This window comes from Bosea sp. 685, assembly GCF_031884435.1.
Lineage (GTDB): Bacteria > Pseudomonadota > Alphaproteobacteria > Rhizobiales > Beijerinckiaceae > Allobosea.
In genome coordinates, this window is sequence record NZ_CP134779.1 from 6240322 (window position 1) to 6257599 (window position 17278).

General features: G+C 66.9%; 15 protein-coding genes. 7 read left to right on the forward strand and 8 right to left on the reverse strand.

The genetic code is table 11. The features are described 5' to 3' along the window. The first annotated feature begins 305 nt into the window (after positions 1 to 305). Together RMR04_RS30345 and RMR04_RS30350 are read left to right on the forward strand one after the other, a co-directional pair. Positions 306 to 2468 (forward strand): transglycosylase domain-containing protein, encoded by a 2163-nt coding sequence (locus RMR04_RS30345; protein WP_410492173.1) that lies wholly within the window; start codon positions 306 to 308, stop codon positions 2466 to 2468. Positions 2469 to 2492: 24 nt separating this feature from the next. Beyond that, positions 2493 to 2738 (forward strand): hypothetical protein, encoded by a 246-nt coding sequence (locus tag RMR04_RS30350; RefSeq protein WP_311912211.1) that lies wholly within the window; start codon positions 2493 to 2495, stop codon positions 2736 to 2738. A gap of 127 nt (positions 2739 to 2865) precedes the next feature. Here the strand turns inward: RMR04_RS30350 and RMR04_RS30355 are convergent, their stop codons facing one another. From RMR04_RS30355 to RMR04_RS30365, 3 genes are all read right to left on the reverse strand, one after another. Continuing rightward, positions 2866 to 4062 carry a multidrug effflux MFS transporter gene (locus tag RMR04_RS30355; RefSeq protein ID WP_311912212.1) on the reverse strand — a complete coding sequence of 399 codons (1197 nt, stop codon included), beginning with the start codon at positions 4060 to 4062 and terminating at the stop codon, positions 2866 to 2868. A 190-nt stretch (positions 4063 to 4252) separates the two neighbouring features. Further along, positions 4253 to 4993 (reverse strand): M48 family metallopeptidase, encoded by a 741-nt coding sequence (locus RMR04_RS30360; protein WP_311912213.1) that lies wholly within the window; start codon positions 4991 to 4993, stop codon positions 4253 to 4255. A gap of 58 nt (positions 4994 to 5051) precedes the next feature. Further along, positions 5052 to 6353, reverse strand: coding sequence for a polyhydroxyalkanoate depolymerase (locus RMR04_RS30365; RefSeq protein ID WP_311912214.1), 1302 nt, complete (start codon positions 6351 to 6353; stop codon positions 5052 to 5054). A gap of 190 nt (positions 6354 to 6543) precedes the next feature. On the opposite strand from RMR04_RS30365, the gene RMR04_RS30370 reads away from it, so the two are divergent. Together RMR04_RS30370 and RMR04_RS30375 are read left to right on the forward strand one after the other, a co-directional pair. After that, complete coding sequence (locus tag RMR04_RS30370; protein WP_311912215.1) at positions 6544 to 7896, forward strand: ActS/PrrB/RegB family redox-sensitive histidine kinase; 1353 nt, start codon at positions 6544 to 6546, stop codon at positions 7894 to 7896. A 75-nt stretch (positions 7897 to 7971) separates the two neighbouring features. Next, positions 7972 to 8538: an ActR/PrrA/RegA family redox response regulator transcription factor gene (locus RMR04_RS30375; RefSeq protein WP_311912216.1), complete on the forward strand. Its 567-nt coding sequence runs from the start codon at positions 7972 to 7974 to the stop codon at positions 8536 to 8538. A 78-nt stretch (positions 8539 to 8616) separates the two neighbouring features. Here RMR04_RS30375 and RMR04_RS30380 read toward each other — a convergent pair whose 3' ends face one another. After that, complete coding sequence (locus tag RMR04_RS30380) at positions 8617 to 9651, reverse strand: aldo/keto reductase (RefSeq protein ID WP_311912217.1); 1035 nt, start codon at positions 9649 to 9651, stop codon at positions 8617 to 8619. 35 nt (positions 9652 to 9686) lie between these two features. Then, the gene (locus RMR04_RS30385; protein WP_311912218.1) at positions 9687 to 10856 is read right to left on the reverse strand and encodes an MFS transporter; all 1170 of its coding nucleotides are present in this window, start codon (positions 10854 to 10856) and stop codon (positions 9687 to 9689) included. 99 nt (positions 10857 to 10955) lie between these two features. On the opposite strand from RMR04_RS30385, the gene RMR04_RS30390 reads away from it, so the two are divergent. Then, positions 10956 to 11894: a LysR family transcriptional regulator gene (locus tag RMR04_RS30390; protein WP_311912219.1), complete on the forward strand. Its 939-nt coding sequence runs from the start codon at positions 10956 to 10958 to the stop codon at positions 11892 to 11894. On the opposite strand, the gene RMR04_RS30395 is transcribed toward RMR04_RS30390, so the two are convergent. Then, positions 11891 to 12352: an MmcB family DNA repair protein gene (locus tag RMR04_RS30395; RefSeq protein WP_311912220.1), complete on the reverse strand. Its 462-nt coding sequence runs from the start codon at positions 12350 to 12352 to the stop codon at positions 11891 to 11893. The two genes, RMR04_RS30390 and RMR04_RS30395, sit on opposite strands and share 4 nt — an antisense overlap. A 323-nt stretch (positions 12353 to 12675) precedes the next feature. Here RMR04_RS30395 and RMR04_RS30400 point away from each other — a divergent pair, with 323 nt between their 5' ends. Together RMR04_RS30400 and RMR04_RS30405 are read left to right on the forward strand one after the other, a co-directional pair. After that, positions 12676 to 13719, forward strand: a complete 1044-nt coding sequence (locus tag RMR04_RS30400; RefSeq protein ID WP_311912221.1) for an MraY family glycosyltransferase — start codon at positions 12676 to 12678, stop codon at positions 13717 to 13719. After that, complete coding sequence (locus tag RMR04_RS30405) at positions 13712 to 14638, forward strand: NAD-dependent epimerase/dehydratase family protein (RefSeq protein WP_311912222.1); 927 nt, start codon at positions 13712 to 13714, stop codon at positions 14636 to 14638. The genes RMR04_RS30400 and RMR04_RS30405 overlap by 8 nt, the downstream gene beginning before the upstream one ends. Here RMR04_RS30405 and RMR04_RS30410 read toward each other — a convergent pair. Beyond that, on the reverse strand, positions 14565 to 16526 hold the full coding sequence (locus RMR04_RS30410) for an SDR family NAD(P)-dependent oxidoreductase (protein ID WP_311912223.1): 1962 nt from the start codon (positions 16524 to 16526) through the stop codon (positions 14565 to 14567). The two genes, RMR04_RS30405 and RMR04_RS30410, sit on opposite strands and share 74 nt — an antisense overlap. Positions 16527 to 16586: 60 nt before the next feature. Then, on the reverse strand, positions 16587 to 17183 hold the full coding sequence (locus RMR04_RS30415; protein ID WP_311912224.1) for a TetR/AcrR family transcriptional regulator: 597 nt from the start codon (positions 17181 to 17183) through the stop codon (positions 16587 to 16589). Positions 17184 to 17278: the final 95 nt, after the last annotated feature.

The following is a 17278-nucleotide window of genomic DNA, read 5'->3' on the forward strand; positions in this document are numbered from 1 at the left end:
TCTCTTTCTGTAGCTTGCGATTTCGACATTGAATCTTCGTCGATCCGCGGAGAATCGATCGAGGCATCACCACCCGACGGCTTATTTTGCGTTTGATAGGCAGATTGTCGCAGGCGGCGCAATATTCTCCGCGCGGCGATACAGGCTTGCATGATTGCAACATCTTCACGTTCACGTGACGCTGCGACGCATCCCCGCCAGCCCCAGGCTTAACCGCCCCTTAAAAGCGCCATGTTTCACTCCTGTTTGACGCGAGGGCAGCTTTACCTTTTTGAGAATGTGCCGGCAGGCTTGAACGGGGCGGAATGAACGACAAGGCGAGACGAGGCGAGCGGCGCGAGCCGTCATTCGAACGCGGACGCGACGAAAGCCGCGACGATTTCGACATGCGTCTGTCCGACGACGATCGCCCTGGGCGCGGCAACCGCGCGCCCGCAGGTTACGATGAGCGGCGCGAAGCCCCGCGACGCGACAAGCGCAGCAGCGGCGGTGGCGGCAATGGTGGCGGCCGGCGGCGCAAGCGCAGGGGCCGCTCGCTGCTCGGGGGCCTGTTCTACTGGACGATGGTGCTCGGCCTCTGGTGCGCCATCGGGCTGGGCGGGCTGATCGCCTATCACGCCGCGCAATTGCCGCCGATCAACCAGCTCACCGTGCCGAAGCGGCCGCCCAATATCGCGATTCTCGCCGCCGACGGCACATTGCTCGCCAATCGCGGCGAGACCGGCGGGCGCACCATCACCATCGGCGAGGTGCCGCCCTATCTGCCCAAGGCCTTCGTGGCGATCGAGGACCGGCGCTTCTACGAACATTTCGGCATCGACCCGGTCGGCCTGGCGCGCGCCATGGTCAACAACCTGCGCCGTCGCGGTGGCGTACAAGGCGGCTCGACGCTGACGCAGCAGCTCGCCAAGAACCTGTTCCTGACCCAGGAACGCACCGCCGCGCGCAAGATCCAGGAGGCGATCCTGGCGCTGTGGCTGGAGCGGACCTACTCCAAGAACCAGATTCTCGAACTCTACCTCAATCGCGTCTATTTCGGTTCGGGCGCCTATGGCGTCGAGGCCGCGGCGCAGCGCTATTTCAACAAATCGGCGCGCTCGGTGACGATCGCGGAGGCGGCGATGCTGGCTGGCCTCGTGCAGGCGCCCTCGCGGCTCGCGCCCAACCGCAACCCGGACGCCGCCGAGAAGCGGGCGCAGCTCGTGATCGCGGCGATGGCCGATCAAGGCTTCATCTCGCAATCTGCCGCCAAGACGGCGCTGACAGCGCCTGCCGAGGTGCCGGAACGCAGCGGCGCCGGGTCGGTGAATTATGCGGCCGATTATGTGATGGACGTACTCGACGACTTCATCGGCGCGGTCGAAGGCGACGTCACCGTGCTGACGACGATCGACACCAAGCTGCAGGCTTCGGCAGAGACGACGCTGGTCGAGGCTCTGGCGGCGCAAGGCGGCAAGCTCAATGTCAGCCAGGGCGCGGTCGTCTCGATGGCGCCGGACGGGGCGTTGCGCGCCCTGATCGGCGGGCGCGACTACACCAAGAGCCAGTTCAACCGCGCCACCGCCGCCAAGCGCCAGCCGGGTTCGTCCTTCAAGCCCTTCGTCTATCTGACCGCGCTGGAGCAAGGCCTGACGCCGGACACGATCCGCGACGATTCACCGGTCTCGATCAAGGGCTGGGAGCCGGAGAACTATTCCCGAAGCTATCGCGGCCCAGTGACGCTGCAGACAGCCTTCGCCCATTCGCTCAACACCGTCGCTGCCAGGCTCATCCAGGAGGTGACGCCGAAGGAGGTGGTCCGCACGGCGCAACGCCTTGGCATCTCGTCGAGCCTGCAGCCCAATTTCTCGCTGGCGCTGGGCACCTCCGAGGTCACGCCGGTGGAGATGACGACGGCCTACGCCACCTTCGCCAATGGCGGGCAGTCGGTGCTGCCCTATGTCATCCGCGAGGTGAAATCGGCCTCCGGCAAAGCGATCTATGCCCGCAAGGGCTCGGGTTTCGGCACCGTGGTGCAGCCGCAGACGCTCTCGATGATGAACACCATGTTCCACGAGGTCATGATCAGCGGCAGCGGCACCAAGGCCAACATTCCCGGCTGGGAGGTCGGCGGCAAATCGGGCACCACCCAGGATTTCCGCGACGCCTGGTTCGTCGGCTTCACGGCCCGCCTCGTCACCGCCGTCTGGCTCGGCAATGACGACAACAGCCAGATGAAGCGGGTCGCCGGCGGCGGGCTGCCGGCCGAGATCTGGGGCAAGTACATGAAGGCCGCCCATGCCGGCATGCAGCCTGCGCCCCTGCCGGGCGGGCTCTGGCGCAGCGGGCCGAAATCGATCTTCGACAATGGCGCGCCGGTCGCGGCCGCCCGCCCGCCCGCCAATACGCAGACGGCCGACAGCGAACGCAGCTGGGTGCCGCCGGCGCCGCAGGGGAAGAACCTGCTGCAGAAGCTGTTTGGCGGCTGATGCTCGGTGGCGGAGTCTTGCTCGGTGGCAGAGACTTCGATGAAGGAACCCTGGTTCACCTCGTCAAGACTCGGCCGCTTTTTTCCCGTGCATTGGAAGGGCTGGGCCTGCATCGGCGCTCTTGCGATGACGCTCATGACGGGCGCGGTGCTGGACAACGTTCTGCGGTCACATGGCGACGCCGTGCTGTACTATGTCGTGATGTGCCCGATCGGCGTCGTCGCATTGGTCCTTGCCGGCGTGATCGCAGGCAAAACCGAGCGGACGTAGGGGTCGAAGCATCGGCTCGAGCAGCGAATGCAGTTTTCGAAACAACCCGTGCGAACTCGAGAATCTAGAGCGTTTTCAAGTGAAGCGGATACCGGTTCGCGTGAAGAAAACGTGTTAAAACAATGGTCTAGGTTTTTTCGGCCCGAACCGCAGCGCTTGCCTTGAACAGCACCAGCGCGGCCACGCCGAGCGCCGACATCACCAGCGGCAGCGGCAGCGCCGTGCCCTTCAGGGCATGGCCGACGAGAAGCCCGACGCAGGCCGAAAGCAGCATCTGGCAGAGCCCGTTGAAGGACGAGGCCGCGCCCGCCCTGTCGGGAAACGGCATCATCGCCGAGGCTTGCGACTGCGGCATGGTCAGCCCGATGCCGCAGGCATAGAGCGCCATCGGTACGACCACGCCGAACGGCCCGCCGATACCAGCCGCGACGCAAATCAGCATCGCCACGCCACCACCGGCGAGACAGGCCACGCCGATCGCGATGACGCCGTCCAGCCCGCGCGAGCCGACGAGGCGCTGGGCGAGGATGGTGCCGCCGATGAAGCCGAGGACGCCGAAGCCGAAGGACAAGCCATACTGCACCGGCGACAGGCCGTAGATGCCGATCAGCACGAAGGACGAGCCCGAAATGAAGGCGAAGAGCCCGGCATAGGCCAGCGCCGTCAAGCCGACATAGACGCGAAAGGCGCGGTTCTGCAGCAGCACGCCGAAGCCGCGGAAGATCGCGGGGATGGAGAGGGCGCCGGGCGTGCGCGCCCTGAGCGTCTCGGGCATGACGAGAATGATCGTCGCGGCGAGGCCGAGCGCGAAGACGAGCGAGGCGACGAAGGTCGAGCGCCAGCCGAAAGCGTCCTGCAAGAGGCCGCCCAGGACCGGCGCGACCGCCGGCACCAGCCCCATGATCATGCCCATGCGCGCCATTTCGCGGCCGGCGCGCGGCCCCTCATAGAGATCGCGCACCATGGCGCGGCCGAGCACGATCGGGCCGGACGCGCCAAAGGCCTGGACGGCGCGCGCCGCCGTCAGCGCCCCGATCGAAGGCGCGAGCGCGCAAGCCAGCGTCGCCAGCAGGAAGAGGGCCAGCCCGGCGAGCAGGATGGGCTTGCGGCCGAGCCGGTCGGAGAGCGGGCCCCAGATGACCTGACCGCCGGCATAGCCGAAGAGGAAGGAGGACAAGGTCGCCTGCGCGCCCGCGACATCCGTTTCCATCACCCGCACGATCTCAGGCAGCGACGGCAGGTAGAAATCGGTCGAGAGCGGCCCAAGCGCCGTCAGCATGGCGAGGACGGCGGTCATCGCCAGCGTATCGGGACGGAGTTTCATGGAGGTCGCGACCCTTGGGCTGGCTGTGCCCGCTATCTAGAGCAGGATGCGAAAAAGTGGAAACCGGTTTTTCGCTTCGATCCTGCTCTAACTCCTTGATGAAAGACGGATTCAGATGTCGGATGGGATCACTTTGTGATGCCATCCGACATCATCCGGCTCTCGGCCGGGAGCATTGTGCTGTCGAGTTTCAGCCGAAGCCGTGCAGCCCCGCGCCATGGCGCTTGAGCCAGGCTTCCGCCTCTTCCGTGCGCGGGCAGAGCTTATGGGTCAGGGTCCAGAAGCGGTGCGAATGGTTCATCTCCTTGAGATGGGCGACCTCATGGGCGGCGAGATAGTCGAGCACCAGCGGCGGCGCCAGGATCAAGCGCCAGGAGAAGTTCAAATGGCCCTTGGACGAGCACGAACCCCAGCGGCTGGTGGTGTCGCGGATGGTGATCTTGCGTGCCGGGATGCCGAGCGTCGCCGTGTGCGTCCTGACGGCGCGCTCGAGATCCTCGAGCGCGGCGCGGCGCAGGAAATCCTTGACGCGGCGAGGCACATGCACGGCCTCCCCCGCCACCGCGATGATCGCCGCACCATCCTTGTCGGTCGTCGCATGGGTGACGCCGCGCACCTTCGACCAATGCACGATGCGGTGCGGCGCGCCGCGATAGGGGATACTCTGGCCGGGCTCGAACGGAACCGATAGCGGCCGCTTGGCGAGGCGCGCCGCGATCCAGCCGCCATGCTTCTCGGCGAATAGCCGGCCCGTGGCGAAATCGGCGCGTTCGGGCAAGGTCAGCGTGATCTCGCCCGTCGCCTGCGAGACGCGCAAGGTCATGCGGCGCGCGCTCGCCCGCCGCTTCACCGCGACCGGGTAGATCGTGCCGGCATGGGGAACCTCGATCCTGTCGGGATCGGGTTGCCGCTTGAACAGAGAGAGCCGCATCGCCTGCGATTGTGCGAGATTCGCGGGCGTTGCGGAAGGGGCAAGAACCAGTTGGGTGTCAGCTCGCGATCTTCAGCGCCTTGCGGGCCTCGACCGCGCTCGCATCGCGCCGGCTCTTGGCCACCTCCATGTCGAGGCTGACCATGAAGTCCGAGATGCGCGGGGCGATCTCGGAACGGAAGCGCGAGCCGTTGAAGACGCCGTAATGACCGACGCCCTTCTGGAGGTAATGGACGCGCTTGTCGGCCGGGATATTGGCGCAGAGATCATGGGCGGCCTGGGTCTGGCCGACGCCGGAGATGTCGTCGTTCTCGCCCTCGACCGTCATCAGCGCGACGCGGCGGATGGCCTTGAGATCGACCGGCTTGTCACGATGCATCATCGTGCCCTTGGGCAAGGCATGCTCGACGAAGACGGTCTCGACGGTCTGGAGATAGAACTCGGCGGTCAGGTCCATCACCGCCATGTACTCATCGTAGAAGTCACGATGCTTCTCGGCGGAATCGCCATCGCCCCGAACCAGATGCTTGAACATGTCGTAATGGGCAGTGACGTGCCGGTCGAGATTCATCGCCATGAAGCCCGAGAGCTGCAGGAAGCCGGGATAGACGGCGCGGAAGAAACCCTGGTTCGGGAAGGGCACGGTGGTGATGCAGTTGTTGCGGAACCAGTCGATGCCGCGATCCATCGCAAGCTTGTTGACCTCGGTCGGCGAGCGACGCGTATCGATCGGACCGCCCATCAGCGTCATCGAGCGCGGAGCGGAAGGGTCGTTCTCCGCTTCCATGCGAGCGATCGCGGCGAGCACCGGCACGGAAGGCTGGCAGACGGCCATGACATGGGTGTCGGAGCCGAGCATCTGCAACATGGCGATGACGTAGTCGATATAGTCGTCGAGATCGAAGCGGCCGGCCGAGAGCGGCACATGGCGAGCATCGACCCAATCGGTGATGTAGACCTCATGGCCGGGCAGGAAGGCCTCGACCGTGCCGCGCAGCAGCGTGGCGTAGTGGCCCGACATCGGCGCGACCAGCAGCACCTTGGGCTGCGGCTTGCGGCGGCCTTCGATCTTGCGGTCGAAATGGATCAGCTTGCAGAAGGGCCGTTCCCAGACGGTGCGCTCCTCGACAGCGACCTTGACGCCGTTCATCGTGGTCTCGGCCAAGCCAAAGGTCGGCTTGCCATAGCGGCGCGTGCTGCGCTCGAACAATTCGCAGGAGGCGGCGATGGTGCGGCCAAACGGCGTGTAGCTCAGCGGATTGGCCGGGTTCTTGAAAGCGAGCTGCATCGCGTCGGAGAGGCCGCGCGCGGGCCCCACCATCATGTGCACAGCTTCGAAGGCATGGTAGGCAAACGACATGGCGGCCCCGTACATGCGAAATCGGTCTTTCGGTCGCGGCGACATTTCATGATGCGCCGCAACAGGGAACGCACCGTAGGTGGTATTTGTTCTCATACAACCCGGCTAAAGACTAAGATTTCGCTGCGATGCCGATCTGCCACAGGATATTGCTGACGATGCCGCACCGGCCCGCGTCCGGAACAAAGCCGTGACGCCCCCCGATTTCCTGGAGTCGGCGCTCGCGCGGTCGAGCCGGCATTTGCGCTTGGACACGCTGGTCAGGCTGCGCTGGCTCGCGATCTCGGGCCAGAGTCTGGCTGTGGCGGGCGTGCATTTCGGGCTCGGCTTCGTCTTGCCCTTTGGCTGGTGCTTTGCCGTCATCGCCGTCTCGGCCTGGCTCAATATCGCGCTGCGCATCCGCTTTCCGCTCAGCCACCGCCTGACGGCGGGTGCTGCGACCGCGTTGCTGGCCTTCGACATCATCCAGCTCGCCGCGCTGCTCTACCTCACCGGCGGATTGCAGAACCCGTTCTCGATCCTGTTCCTCGCGCCGGTGATGATCTCGGCGACGGCGCTGCCGCCACAGCGCACCTTGCTGCTCGGCATGCTCGGCGTGGCGCTGGCGACAGGGCTCAGCTTCGCGCATCTGCCGCTGCCCTGGGCCGGCGAGGGCCGCCCGGTGCTGCCACCCTATTACCAGGCCGGAAACTGGATCGCGCTCGTGCTGGGCTTGGGATTTACCGGCATCTATGCCTGGCGGGTCGCCAAGGAGGCGCGCGACCTCTCCGACGCGCTCACCGCCACCGAGCTCGTGCTGGCGCGCGAGCAGCATCTCTCGCAGCTCGACGGGTTGGCCGCCGCCGCAGCCCATGAGCTCGGCACGCCGCTCGCCACGATCGCGCTGGTGGCGCGCGAGCTCTCGCGCCTGGCGCCGGCGGAAGGCGAAATGGCCGAGGACATCGCGCTGCTGCGCGAGCAGGTCGAGCGCTGCCGCGGCATCCTCGGCAAACTCACCTCGCTGCAGGACGACGATGGCAGTCCTTTGGACGAGCTGTCGCTTCGCCTGCTGATCGAGGAAGCGGCCGGGCCGCAACGCCCCTTCGGCATGCCCTTCGAAATCGCGATGCAGGGCGAGAAGCCCGAACCCATCTGCCGCCGCAACCCAGGCATGATCTATGGCCTCGGCAACATCGTCGACAATGCGGTCGATTTCGCCCAGGCGGCCGTGACCATCACGGCGCGCTGGGATGACAGTCAGGTCACGCTGATCATCGCCGATGACGGGCCGGGCTTTCCAGCGGACGTGCTGATGCGCGCCGGCGAACCTTACCTCACCCATGGCGCGGGCGAGAACCGCGCCGGCGGCGGGCTGGGCCTGGGCCTCTTCATCGCCAAGACGCTGCTCGAGCGCGGCGGGGCGGCGATCGAATTCTCGAATCTGCCCGCGCCTGCAAGCGGGGCCTCGATCAGGATCAGCTGGTCAAGAGCTGTGTTCGAGGCCGGCCTGCGTCCGCAAGGGGCTACAAACCCGGGCGCTTCGGCCCTACATAGGGCTGGCTGACCCCCTGCCGGATGCGCAGCGGAGGCAACCGCGCTACAATTCCGTCGGGACAGGCCCGGCGGAAGGAGAGTTCCGATGCAAGATGTGCTGAGCGAAGCCGCCCCGACCGAAACGTTGGCGGACATGTCCCTGCTGCTGGTCGACGACGACAAGCCGTTCCTGACCCGGCTGGCGCGCGCCATGGAGGGACGCGGCTATCTGGTGCGGACCGCTGAAAGCGTCTCGGCCGGGCTTGCCGCCGTCGAAGAAGCCGCCCCGGCCTTCGCCGTGATCGATCTGCGCCTCGCCGACGGCAACGGACTCGACGTGATCGCGCGGTTGAAGGAACGCAGGCCCGACGCGCGCGGCATCGTGCTGACCGGCTATGGCAATATCGCGACCGCCGTCAGCGCCGTGAAGCTCGGCGCCTTCGACTTCCTCGCCAAGCCCGCCGACGCCGACGAGATCCATTCGGCCTTGGCCGCCTCGCGCAATGCCCGCCCGATGCCGCCGGAAAACCCGATGTCGGCCGACCGGGTGCGTTGGGAGCATATTCAGCGCGTCTATGAATTGTGCAGCCGCAATGTCTCGGAGACGGCGCGCCGGCTCGGCATGCATCGGCGCACCTTGCAGCGCATCCTGGCGAAGCGCGCCCCGCGATAGGTATCTGAGCCACTCTCTTCCGTCATTCCGGGCTCAGGCCTTCGGCCTGCCCCGGAATGACGGGCGGTTCCCGACCTCTCACACCGGCGGCGGGTTGATCTGCCTGAATCCGCCTTCGCGCCAATAGGGATAATGCGGGTAGGCCGGTGTCACCGCGCTCGCCCCATCGAGCCGCGCGACCTGCTCGGGCGTCAGGCTCCAGCCGACAGCGCCGAGATTCTGGCGCAGTTGCTCCTCATTGCGCGCGCCGATGATGACGCTGGAGACGCTCGGGCGACGCAGCAGCCAGTTCAACGCGATCTGCGGCACGCTCTTGCCGGTCTCCTCTGCGAGCGCATCCAGCACATCGACGATGGCGTAGAGCCGCTCATCGTCGACCGGCGGGCCGAAATCGGCACTTTCATGCAGGCGGCTGCCGGCGGGAAGCGGCTGGCCACGGCGGAGCTTGCCGGTCAGGCGGCCCCAGCCGAGCGGGCTCCAGACCATCGCGCCGACCTTCTGATCGAGCCCGAGCGACATCAGCTCCCATTCATAGTCGCGCCCGACCAGCGAGTAATAGACCTGATGGGCGACATAGCGCGGCCAGCCATGGCGGTCGGCGGCGGCGAGCGACTTCATCAATTGCCAGCCGGAGAAGTTGGAGGCGCCGACATAGAGCAGCTTACCGGCCCGCATGAGCGCGTCGAGCGCGCTCAGGACCTCCTCGACCGGCGTCGCGGCGTCGAAAGCGTGGAGCTGCAGCAGGTCGATGCGGTCGGTGCGCAAGCGCTTCAGCGCCGCCTCGACGCCCGCGATCAGGCGCAGGCGCGAGGTGCCCGCCTGCAAGGGGCCGTCGCCCAGTGGCAGACCGAGCTTGGTCGAGATCAGCGCCTGATTGCGCCGGCCCTCCAGCGCCTCGCCCAGGATCGCCTCCGACGCGCCGCTGGAATAGACATCGGCCGTGTCGAACAGCGTGACGCCCGCCTCCAGGCAAATGTCGACGAGGCGCTTGGCCTGCGCGACATCGGTGTCGCCCCAGGCGCTGAAGAGCGGGCCCTCGCCGCCGAAGGTGCCGCAGCCGAAGCTGAGGGCGGGGACTTTCAGGCCGGATGCGCCGAGCTGTCGATAATCCATGAGGTTTCTCCTGTCAGGCGACGTGATTGAGCTGTTCAGATGGTGGCGATGCGGGCGCTGCGCCGCTCGATCGCGAGGCTCCAGGCGGCGAGGCCAAGCGCCGCCAGCGGCACCAGGGCGGCGATCGGAGCGATGCCGGCAAGGCCCGGACCATGGCTGATGACGAAGCCGCCGAGCCAGGCGCCGAAGGCATTGCCGAGGTTGAAGGCGGCGATATTGAGGCTCGACGCCAGCCCCTGGCCCGCACCGCCGGCCTGCTGCAGCACCCGCATCTGCAGCGGCGCGACCGTGGCGAAGGCGGCAGCTCCCAGCGCAAAGGCCGCGACGACAGCGCCGACCTTGCTTTGGAAGGCGAAGCCGGCTGCGACCATCACCAGCGTCAGCAACAGCAGCGTGCCGATCAGGGCCGGCTGGAGGCTGCGATCGGCCCAGCGGCCACCGAGCAGATTGCCGACGACGAGACCGGCGCCGAAGACCAGCAGGATCGGCGAGACCGCCTCCTGGCTGTAGCCGGAGAGTTCGACCAGCAGCGGCTGGATATAGGTGAAGACCGCGAAGACCCCGCCGAAGCCGAGCACGGTGATCAGCAGGCCGAGCTGGACCTGCGGCCGGGCCAGCACCGCAAACTCTTCCGAGAGCGGTGCCAGCGACGCGGTCTCGCGCGCCTTGGGCACGAATAGCGCCAGGATGACGAAAGCCAGGATGCCGATCGCGGTCACCGCCCAGAAGGTCGCGCGCCAGCCATAGGCCAGGCCGAGCCAGGAGCCGAAGGGCACGCCGAGCAAGGTCGCCAGCGTCAACCCCGTGAACATCACGGCGATGGCCGAGGCCTTGCGCTCCGGCGCGACAAGCCCGGTCGCGACGACCGAGCCGACGCCGAAGAAGGTACCATGCGCCAACGCCGTGACGATGCGCGCGGCCATCAGCCAGCCGAAGCTGGGGCTGAGCGCGCAGGCGAGATTGCCGAGGGTGAAGATCGCCATCAGGACGAGCAGGGTCGTCTTGCGCGGCAGCCCGCGGGTCGCGATCGTCAGGATCGGCGCGCCGACGAAGACACCGAGCGCATAGCCGGTCATCAGCAGACCGGCGGTCGGGATCGAAATGGCGAGATCACCCGAGACCTGCAGCAGCAGACCCATGATGACGAATTCGGTGACGCCGATACCGAAGGCGCCGACGGTGAGGGCATAGAGTGCGACGGGCATGACGGCTTTCCCAGGAATGGTGACGAGGCGGGATATGGCCGTTCGCGCGCCTATGAATTAGATTGCCGTCAGGACATTGATTTGTGAGGTGAAGTCATCATGCCGCGGCCGGACATCAACCGCTCCGGCGAGATGGAGGTGTTCGCGCGGGTCGTCGAGCTCGGCGGCTTCTCGCCGGCGGCGCGCTCCCTGCGGATGACGCCCTCGGCGGTGAGCAAGCTGATGGCGCGGCTCGAGGCGCGGCTCGGCGTGCGCCTGATCATCCGCTCGACCCGCAAGCTCCAGCTCACCGAGGAGGGCGCGACGTTTCACGCCGGCGCGTTGCGCGTACTGGCCGATCTCGACGAGGCCGAACGCTCGGTCGCCGCCTGCCAGATTCCGCGCGGACGGTTGCGGGTGAATTCGAACGTGCCCTTCGGCCGGCTTTATCTGCTGCCGCTCGCACCGCGCTTCATGGCCGCCCATCCCGGCGTGCAGCTCGACATCACCATCACCGACCAGGTCATCGACCTGATGGACGAGCGCGCCGATGTCGCGATCCGGGTCGGGCCGATGCGCCCCTCGCAGCTCGTGGCGCGCAAGCTCGGCGCAGCCGCGATGGCGATCGTCGCCTCGCCCGATTATCTCACCCGCCGTCCGGTGCCCCGAAGCATCGCCGACCTCGCGCAGCACGACCTGATCACCTTCAATTTCGCCCGCCATTGCGACGAATGGCCGTTCTGTCTCGACGGCAAACGCCTCTTCGTCCCGGCCCATGGCCGCGTCACGGTCGGCGACGGCGAAAGCGCGCGGCAGCTCGCTTTGAACGGGCAGGGGCTGGCGCGGCTCTCGCTCTTCCATATCGGCCACGACATCGTGGCCGGCCGCCTTGTGCCGGTGCTGGAGGATTTCAATCCCGGCGATGCCGAGGAGATCAACGCGGTCTATGTCGGCCATGGCGGCCGCTTGCCGGCCCGCGTGCGCGCCTTCATCGACTTCCTGGTCGAAACGGTAGACCTGACGGCACCGCCGGTGACGGCCGAACCGAGCCCTGCCTAAAGCCCCGGATCCTCCAGCAGCGCCAATCGCCCGGCCGCGAGCTTGGCGAAGGCGATGGTCAGCGCCTTGCGCCTGGAGCCGCTGAGCGGGTGGCGGGGCGCGTCGCGCAGCATCTCGCCGCCATAGGCGTCGGCGACGATCAGCCCGACATCCTCAGGCAGGATCTCGCGCGGGAATTCCGGCGCGACCGCGAAGAGGAAGCCGTCGCAATAGTCGCGATAATCCGGCCATTTGCCGTCGACGCGGTAATCCTCGATCCCGGATTTAACCTCGACCACGAGCAATTCACCGGCAGGCGAGAGCGCGACGATATCGCCGCGCCGGCCATTGGCGAAGGTCATCTCCTTGACGATGGCGTAGCCGCGCTCGCGCAGATGCCGGCCCGCGCCACGGCAGACGGCGCGGGTGATGTCGGGCCGCGTCGGTGGCGGGTTCAGGCGGGTGTCGGTGAGGGACATGACCGCATGTTCCCTGTTTGTGCCAGGTACGGCAAGTCGAATTTTCTTTCAGCCGGCGTGTTGGGGCCGCCCTGCCACGCCGCCATCCGCGCTAAAGCGAAGCGCCGGGATCCCAAGCGCGTCATGGTCGGGCTTGACCCGACCATCTCGTAAACCAGAGCGCTCTGGTCATGAGATTCTCGGGGCAAGCCCGAGAATGACGCTCTACGATGGATTCCGGGTCAGCGCCGCTGACGCGGCTTGTCCGGAATGACTGGTGATGGTTCTAAGCGAGATCATCGCCCTCTAGGCATTTGCCTCGACTTGCTTATGGTGCCGCCGCCTTGGACAGCTTTCTCGCCCCCCTCCTGATCCTGATCGCCGCGGCCGCCATCTCGGCCGTGCTTTGTATCGCCTTGCGGCCGCTGCTCACGCGCTATGCGCTTGCGCGCCCCAATGCACGCTCCAGCCACAGCATCCCGACGCCGCAGGGCGGCGGGATCGCGGTCCTGGCCGGGGCTTTCCTGGCGCTCGGGTTCAGCCTGCTGTTCGGTCCCGGCCTTCTGCTCAGCTCACTCCCAGCCGGGGCGCAAAACGATCTCCTGCTGGTCGGCGCTGCTGCGATCCTGCTCGCCATCGTCGGCGCCTGGGACGACATCCGGCCGTTGCCGGCGAGCCTGCGGCTGGTGCTGCAAGCAGCCTGCGTCGGGCTTGTCATCGTCTATGCCGCGCCCGGCTTGCGGCTGTTTCCCGATCTCATGCCGCTCGCGCTGGAGCGAGCCGTGGCACTGTTGGCCGGTGTCTGGTTCGTCAATCTCGTCAACTTCATGGACGGGATCGACTGGATCACCATTGCCGGCATCGTGCCCCTGACCGGCGCCTTGGCGCTGGCTGGACAGGCGGGCGCGCTCGATCTGGGCAGTGGCTGGCTGGCGGCGGCGCTCTGCGGCGGGCTGATCGGCTTCGCGCCCTTCAACAAGCCCCGCGCCCGGCTCTTCCTCGGCGATGTCGGCTCGCTGCCGATCGGCCTGCTCACCGCCTATCTGCTCTACAGGCTTGCCGGAACCGGCGCCTTCGCGGCGGCGCTGATCCTGCCGCTCTACCATCTCTGCGACGCCACCCTGACGCTGCTGCGCCGATTGGCGCGTGGCGAAAAAATCTGGGAGGCGCATCGCTCGCATCTCTATCAGCAGGCGACCACGAACGGCTTCAGCGTGCTCGGCGTCGTCACGCGCATCGCCATGCTGAACCTGATCCTGATCGCGCTGGCTGCGCTCAGCCTGCGTATCCCCGGCCTCTGGGGGCAGCTCGCCTGCCTTGCGGTGGCGCTGCTGCTGACCGCGGCTCTGCTGCGCAGCTTTGCGCGCCCGAAGGCCGTCCATGGCTGAGCCGCGCATCCTCGTGACCGGCGCGAGCGGCTTCGTCGGCCCCCATGTCGTCGCGGCGCTGCGCGATGCGGGCTATCGCCTGCGGCTGACGCAGCGCCGAGCCGCCACCGCCCCGCCCGGTATCGAGACCGTCGTAACCGGAGACATGAGCGCGCCCATCGACTGGCGCGCCGCGCTGGAAGGCGTCGACCATGTCGTGCACATGGCCGGGCTCGCCCATGCCGGCCCCGGCCTCAATAAGGCGCTCTACCAACAGATCAACACGCAGGCGACGCTGGATCTCGCTGAAGCCGCCCGCCAAGCAGGCATCGTGCGCTTCATCTATCTCTCCTCGATCAAGGCACTGACGGGGGCTTTCGACGGCCCGCCCTTGCGCGACGACGACAGCCCTGCGCCCGATGACGCCTATGGCCGCTCCAAGCTCGCCGCCGAGCAGGGGCTCGCCGCACTCGATCTCGACTGGGTCAGCCTGCGCCCGGTCTTGATCTACGGGCCGGGCGTGAAGGCCAATATGGCGGCGCTGCTCAGGCTCGCACGCCTGCCGTTGCCGCTACCGCTCGGCGGCCTGACCGCGCCGCGCTCGCTGCTGGCGGTGGGGAACCTGGCTGACGCGATCCTGTTCGCACTGACGCCGGCCTGCCCGTCCCGCAGGAGCTATATCGTCTCGGATCCCGAGCCGATCAGCGTCGCGGAGATCATCACGGCGATGCGGGCGGGGCTGGAGCGCAAGCCCGGGCTGATTCCCCTGCCCGCACGATGGCTCGGCCTTGCCGCCCGGCTTGCCGGCAAGCAGGACGCCTTCGCCAAGCTGAGCGGCGGGCTCGTTGCCGCGCCGGACGGTCTGCTCAGGGCCGGTTGGCGGCCACGGGTCGCGACTGCGGCAGCTCTGGCGCAGCTTGCGGCTTCGCCCGCAAGCTGAAATCGGGGATGGCCTCGTCGAGGATGGCCTCGGCAGCGGCACGCTCGTCGTTCTTGATGCCGGCTTCGAGCCGCGCCAGCCAGCCCTGCATGCGCGAACGCCCGGCGAAGATCGGCTTGGCCGCCATGACGCCGTCGAGCCCGGTCTCGGCCTTGGGCTCGTCGCGTGCGAACAGGATCTCGTTGAGGCGCTCGCCTGGCCTGACGCCGGTGACCGCGATCTCGATATCGATACCGGGCTCATAGCCGGCCAGCCGGATCATGCGCTCGGCAAGGTCCATGATTTTGACGGGCTGGCCCATCTTGAGGATGTAGACAGCGGCGCGCTCGGCCTCCGGTTCATCGCCGCGCGCATGCGAGGCGGCGGTCAGGACGAGATCGCAGGCCTCGCGGATCGTCATGAAATAGCGGATCATCTCCGGATCGGTCACCGTCACCGGCCCGCCGCGCTCGATCTGCGCCTTGAATTTCGGCACGACCGAACCGACCGAGCCCAGCACATTGCCGAAGCGCACGGCGACCAGCCGCATGCCGGCCGCGGCCGCGACGAACTCGGCATCGCGCGACTGGACATACATCTCGGCGAAACGCTTGGTCGCGCCCAGCATCGAGACGGGCTCGATCGCCTTGTCGGTCGAGATGAGCACGAAGATCTTGGCGCCGGCCGCGATGGCGGCGTCCGTCACATTCACCGAGCCGAAGATGTTGGTCTTGATGCCTTCCGTCCAGTCGGCTTCCAGATAGGGCACATGCTTCAGCGCCGCCGCATGGATGACGATATCGGGCGCGAAGGCGGTGAAGAGCGGCGTGATGCGGGCGCGGTCGCGTACATCGGCCAGCGCGCCATTGACCACGGTCTGGTGGCCCTGGGCGATGAGCTCCTCGGTGATCTGGAAGAGCGCCGGCTCCGAGCTCTCGACGATCAGCAGTTCGGCGGCCCCGAAGGCGGCGCAGCGCAGGCAAATCTCGGACCCGATCGAGCCACCGCCGCCGGTGACCAGCACGCGCTTACCCTTCAGGAAGGAGCCCAGCCGCTCGCGATCGATCGTGACCGTGGGGCGAACCAGCAGATCCTCGATCTCGAGCGGTGCGAGCTCGGTGTCGCGCATACCCTCGCCCAGGCTGTCGACGCGCGAAATCGGCAAGGCGAGCTTGCGCGTGCGCGCCAGCCATTTGTCGGGCTCGGCCTCGGGAACCAGCGCGCTCGCGGTTGCGACGATGCGGCGGAAGGGCTCGCCGCGCTCGGCGGCGTCCAGCGCCACCGTCTCGATCTCCGCCAGGAGGCCCAGCACCGGAACGCCGCGGATCGACTGGCCGAGATCATCCGCGCGCGGCGACAGGATGCCGGCCGGCCGCAGATTGCGCATGGTGCCGGCCTCCATGGCACGGATCACCATCTCGACATCGACGCCGCGCCCGAGCAGCAGCGCCGGCAGGCTCTGGCCGCGCTGCGCCAGATGCTTGGAGCGGGAGTATTTGAAATAGCGATAGGCCAGCCGCGGGCCGCCGAGCAGCGCGTTCTGCACCAGCCAGTAGAGCGCGATCGTGATCTTGCCGAAGAAGAACGTGCCATAGAGGTTCGGCGCGACCAGGACATAGTCGACCACGAGCAGGGTCAGGCTCAGGATCGTGACCGCCTTGACGATGTTCGACAGGTCCGGCAGCGAGGCGAAGCGCCATTTCGAGCGGTAGAGCGAGAAGAACCAGTAGACCAGCCCGGCATAGGCGACGAAGAACGGCAGGCCGCGCGGCAGGTGCCTGAGATGCTCGGCAAGCTGCCAGTTCTCGAAACGGATGACGAAGACGAGCCAGATCGCCAGCGCCGTGACCACGAGATCATGGGCGATGACGGCGAGCTTCTTGAGATTCTGTTTGGAGAAAGAGGCCATGGCAGGCGGGGTATCCCGCTCCCCGGAGGGCTTGTCAACGCAAGCGAGGGCCGGAGCAGCTCAAGCGGCGCCGACCGGCGGCTCCAGCGCGGCCATGATGAAGTCGATCATCTCGTCGATGCTGGGCCCCGGCATGCGCGAGCATTGCGACATCAGCAGCGGGTGATGAAAGCGGATCATCGCCGTGCGGATGCAGCGGGTGGCCTCACCGGGATCGACCTTCCGGAACGCTCCGCTTGCGACGCCCTCCGTGACGACTTTGCACATCAAGGCGTCGAACCGGGCGATATGGCCCAGGATCGCGTCCCAACTCTCCTCCATCGCCGCGCAGACCATCTCATGCATGCGCTGCTGGTCGGCATAGCGGGCCTGGTTGATGCGGTAGGAGGTCTGCAGCATGTCGCGCAAGCGATCGGCCACGGGCCGGTCCTCGGCCGCGATCTCAGCCAGCGCCGCCTCGTGCTCGCCCTTGTAGCGAGCCAGAACCGCCTCGTTGATCGACTTCTTCGAGTCGAAAAAGCGATAGACGTTGGCCGGGCTCATGCGCAGCGATTTGGCGATGTCGGCGACCGTCGTCTTCTGGTAGCCGATGTCGCGAAAGAAACGCTCGGCCGTGTCGACGATGGTTTGCCTCGTATCGCGTTCAGGATGGCTCAACGCGGTTGTCCGATGTGCTGATTGGCAGGCAGTCTTCGGAATTTATTGGTATGACGAATTTCATCATTCGTCAACCTCATGACAGACAAAGACTT

Bases quoted from the DNA above. Each gene is read 5' to 3' on its own strand.
- RMR04_RS30365 (WP_311912214.1), bottom strand. From the start codon at position 6,353: ATGTCGTTTGCCTACCATGCCTTCGAAGCTGTGCACATGATGGTGGGG.
- RMR04_RS30385 (WP_311912218.1), bottom strand. From the start codon at position 10,856: ATGCCCGTCGCACTCTATGCCCTCACCGTCGGCGCCTTCGGTATCGGC.
- RMR04_RS30410 (WP_311912223.1), bottom strand. From the start codon at position 16,526: ATGGCCTCTTTCTCCAAACAGAATCTCAAGAAGCTCGCCGTCATCGCC.
- RMR04_RS30405 (WP_311912222.1), top strand. From the start codon at position 13,712: ATGGCTGAGCCGCGCATCCTCGTGACCGGCGCGAGCGGCTTCGTCGGC.
- RMR04_RS30345 (WP_410492173.1), top strand. From the start codon at position 306: ATGAACGACAAGGCGAGACGAGGCGAGCGGCGCGAGCCGTCATTCGAA.
- RMR04_RS30395 (WP_311912220.1), bottom strand. From the start codon at position 12,352: ATGTCCCTCACCGACACCCGCCTGAACCCGCCACCGACGCGGCCCGAC.
- RMR04_RS30360 (WP_311912213.1), bottom strand. From the start codon at position 4,993: ATGCGGCTCTCTCTGTTCAAGCGGCAACCCGATCCCGACAGGATCGAG.
- RMR04_RS30375 (WP_311912216.1), top strand. From the start codon at position 7,972: ATGCAAGATGTGCTGAGCGAAGCCGCCCCGACCGAAACGTTGGCGGAC.
- RMR04_RS30380 (WP_311912217.1), bottom strand. From the start codon at position 9,651: ATGGATTATCGACAGCTCGGCGCATCCGGCCTGAAAGTCCCCGCCCTC.
- RMR04_RS30390 (WP_311912219.1), top strand. From the start codon at position 10,956: ATGCCGCGGCCGGACATCAACCGCTCCGGCGAGATGGAGGTGTTCGCG.
- RMR04_RS30355 (WP_311912212.1), bottom strand. From the start codon at position 4,062: ATGAAACTCCGTCCCGATACGCTGGCGATGACCGCCGTCCTCGCCATG.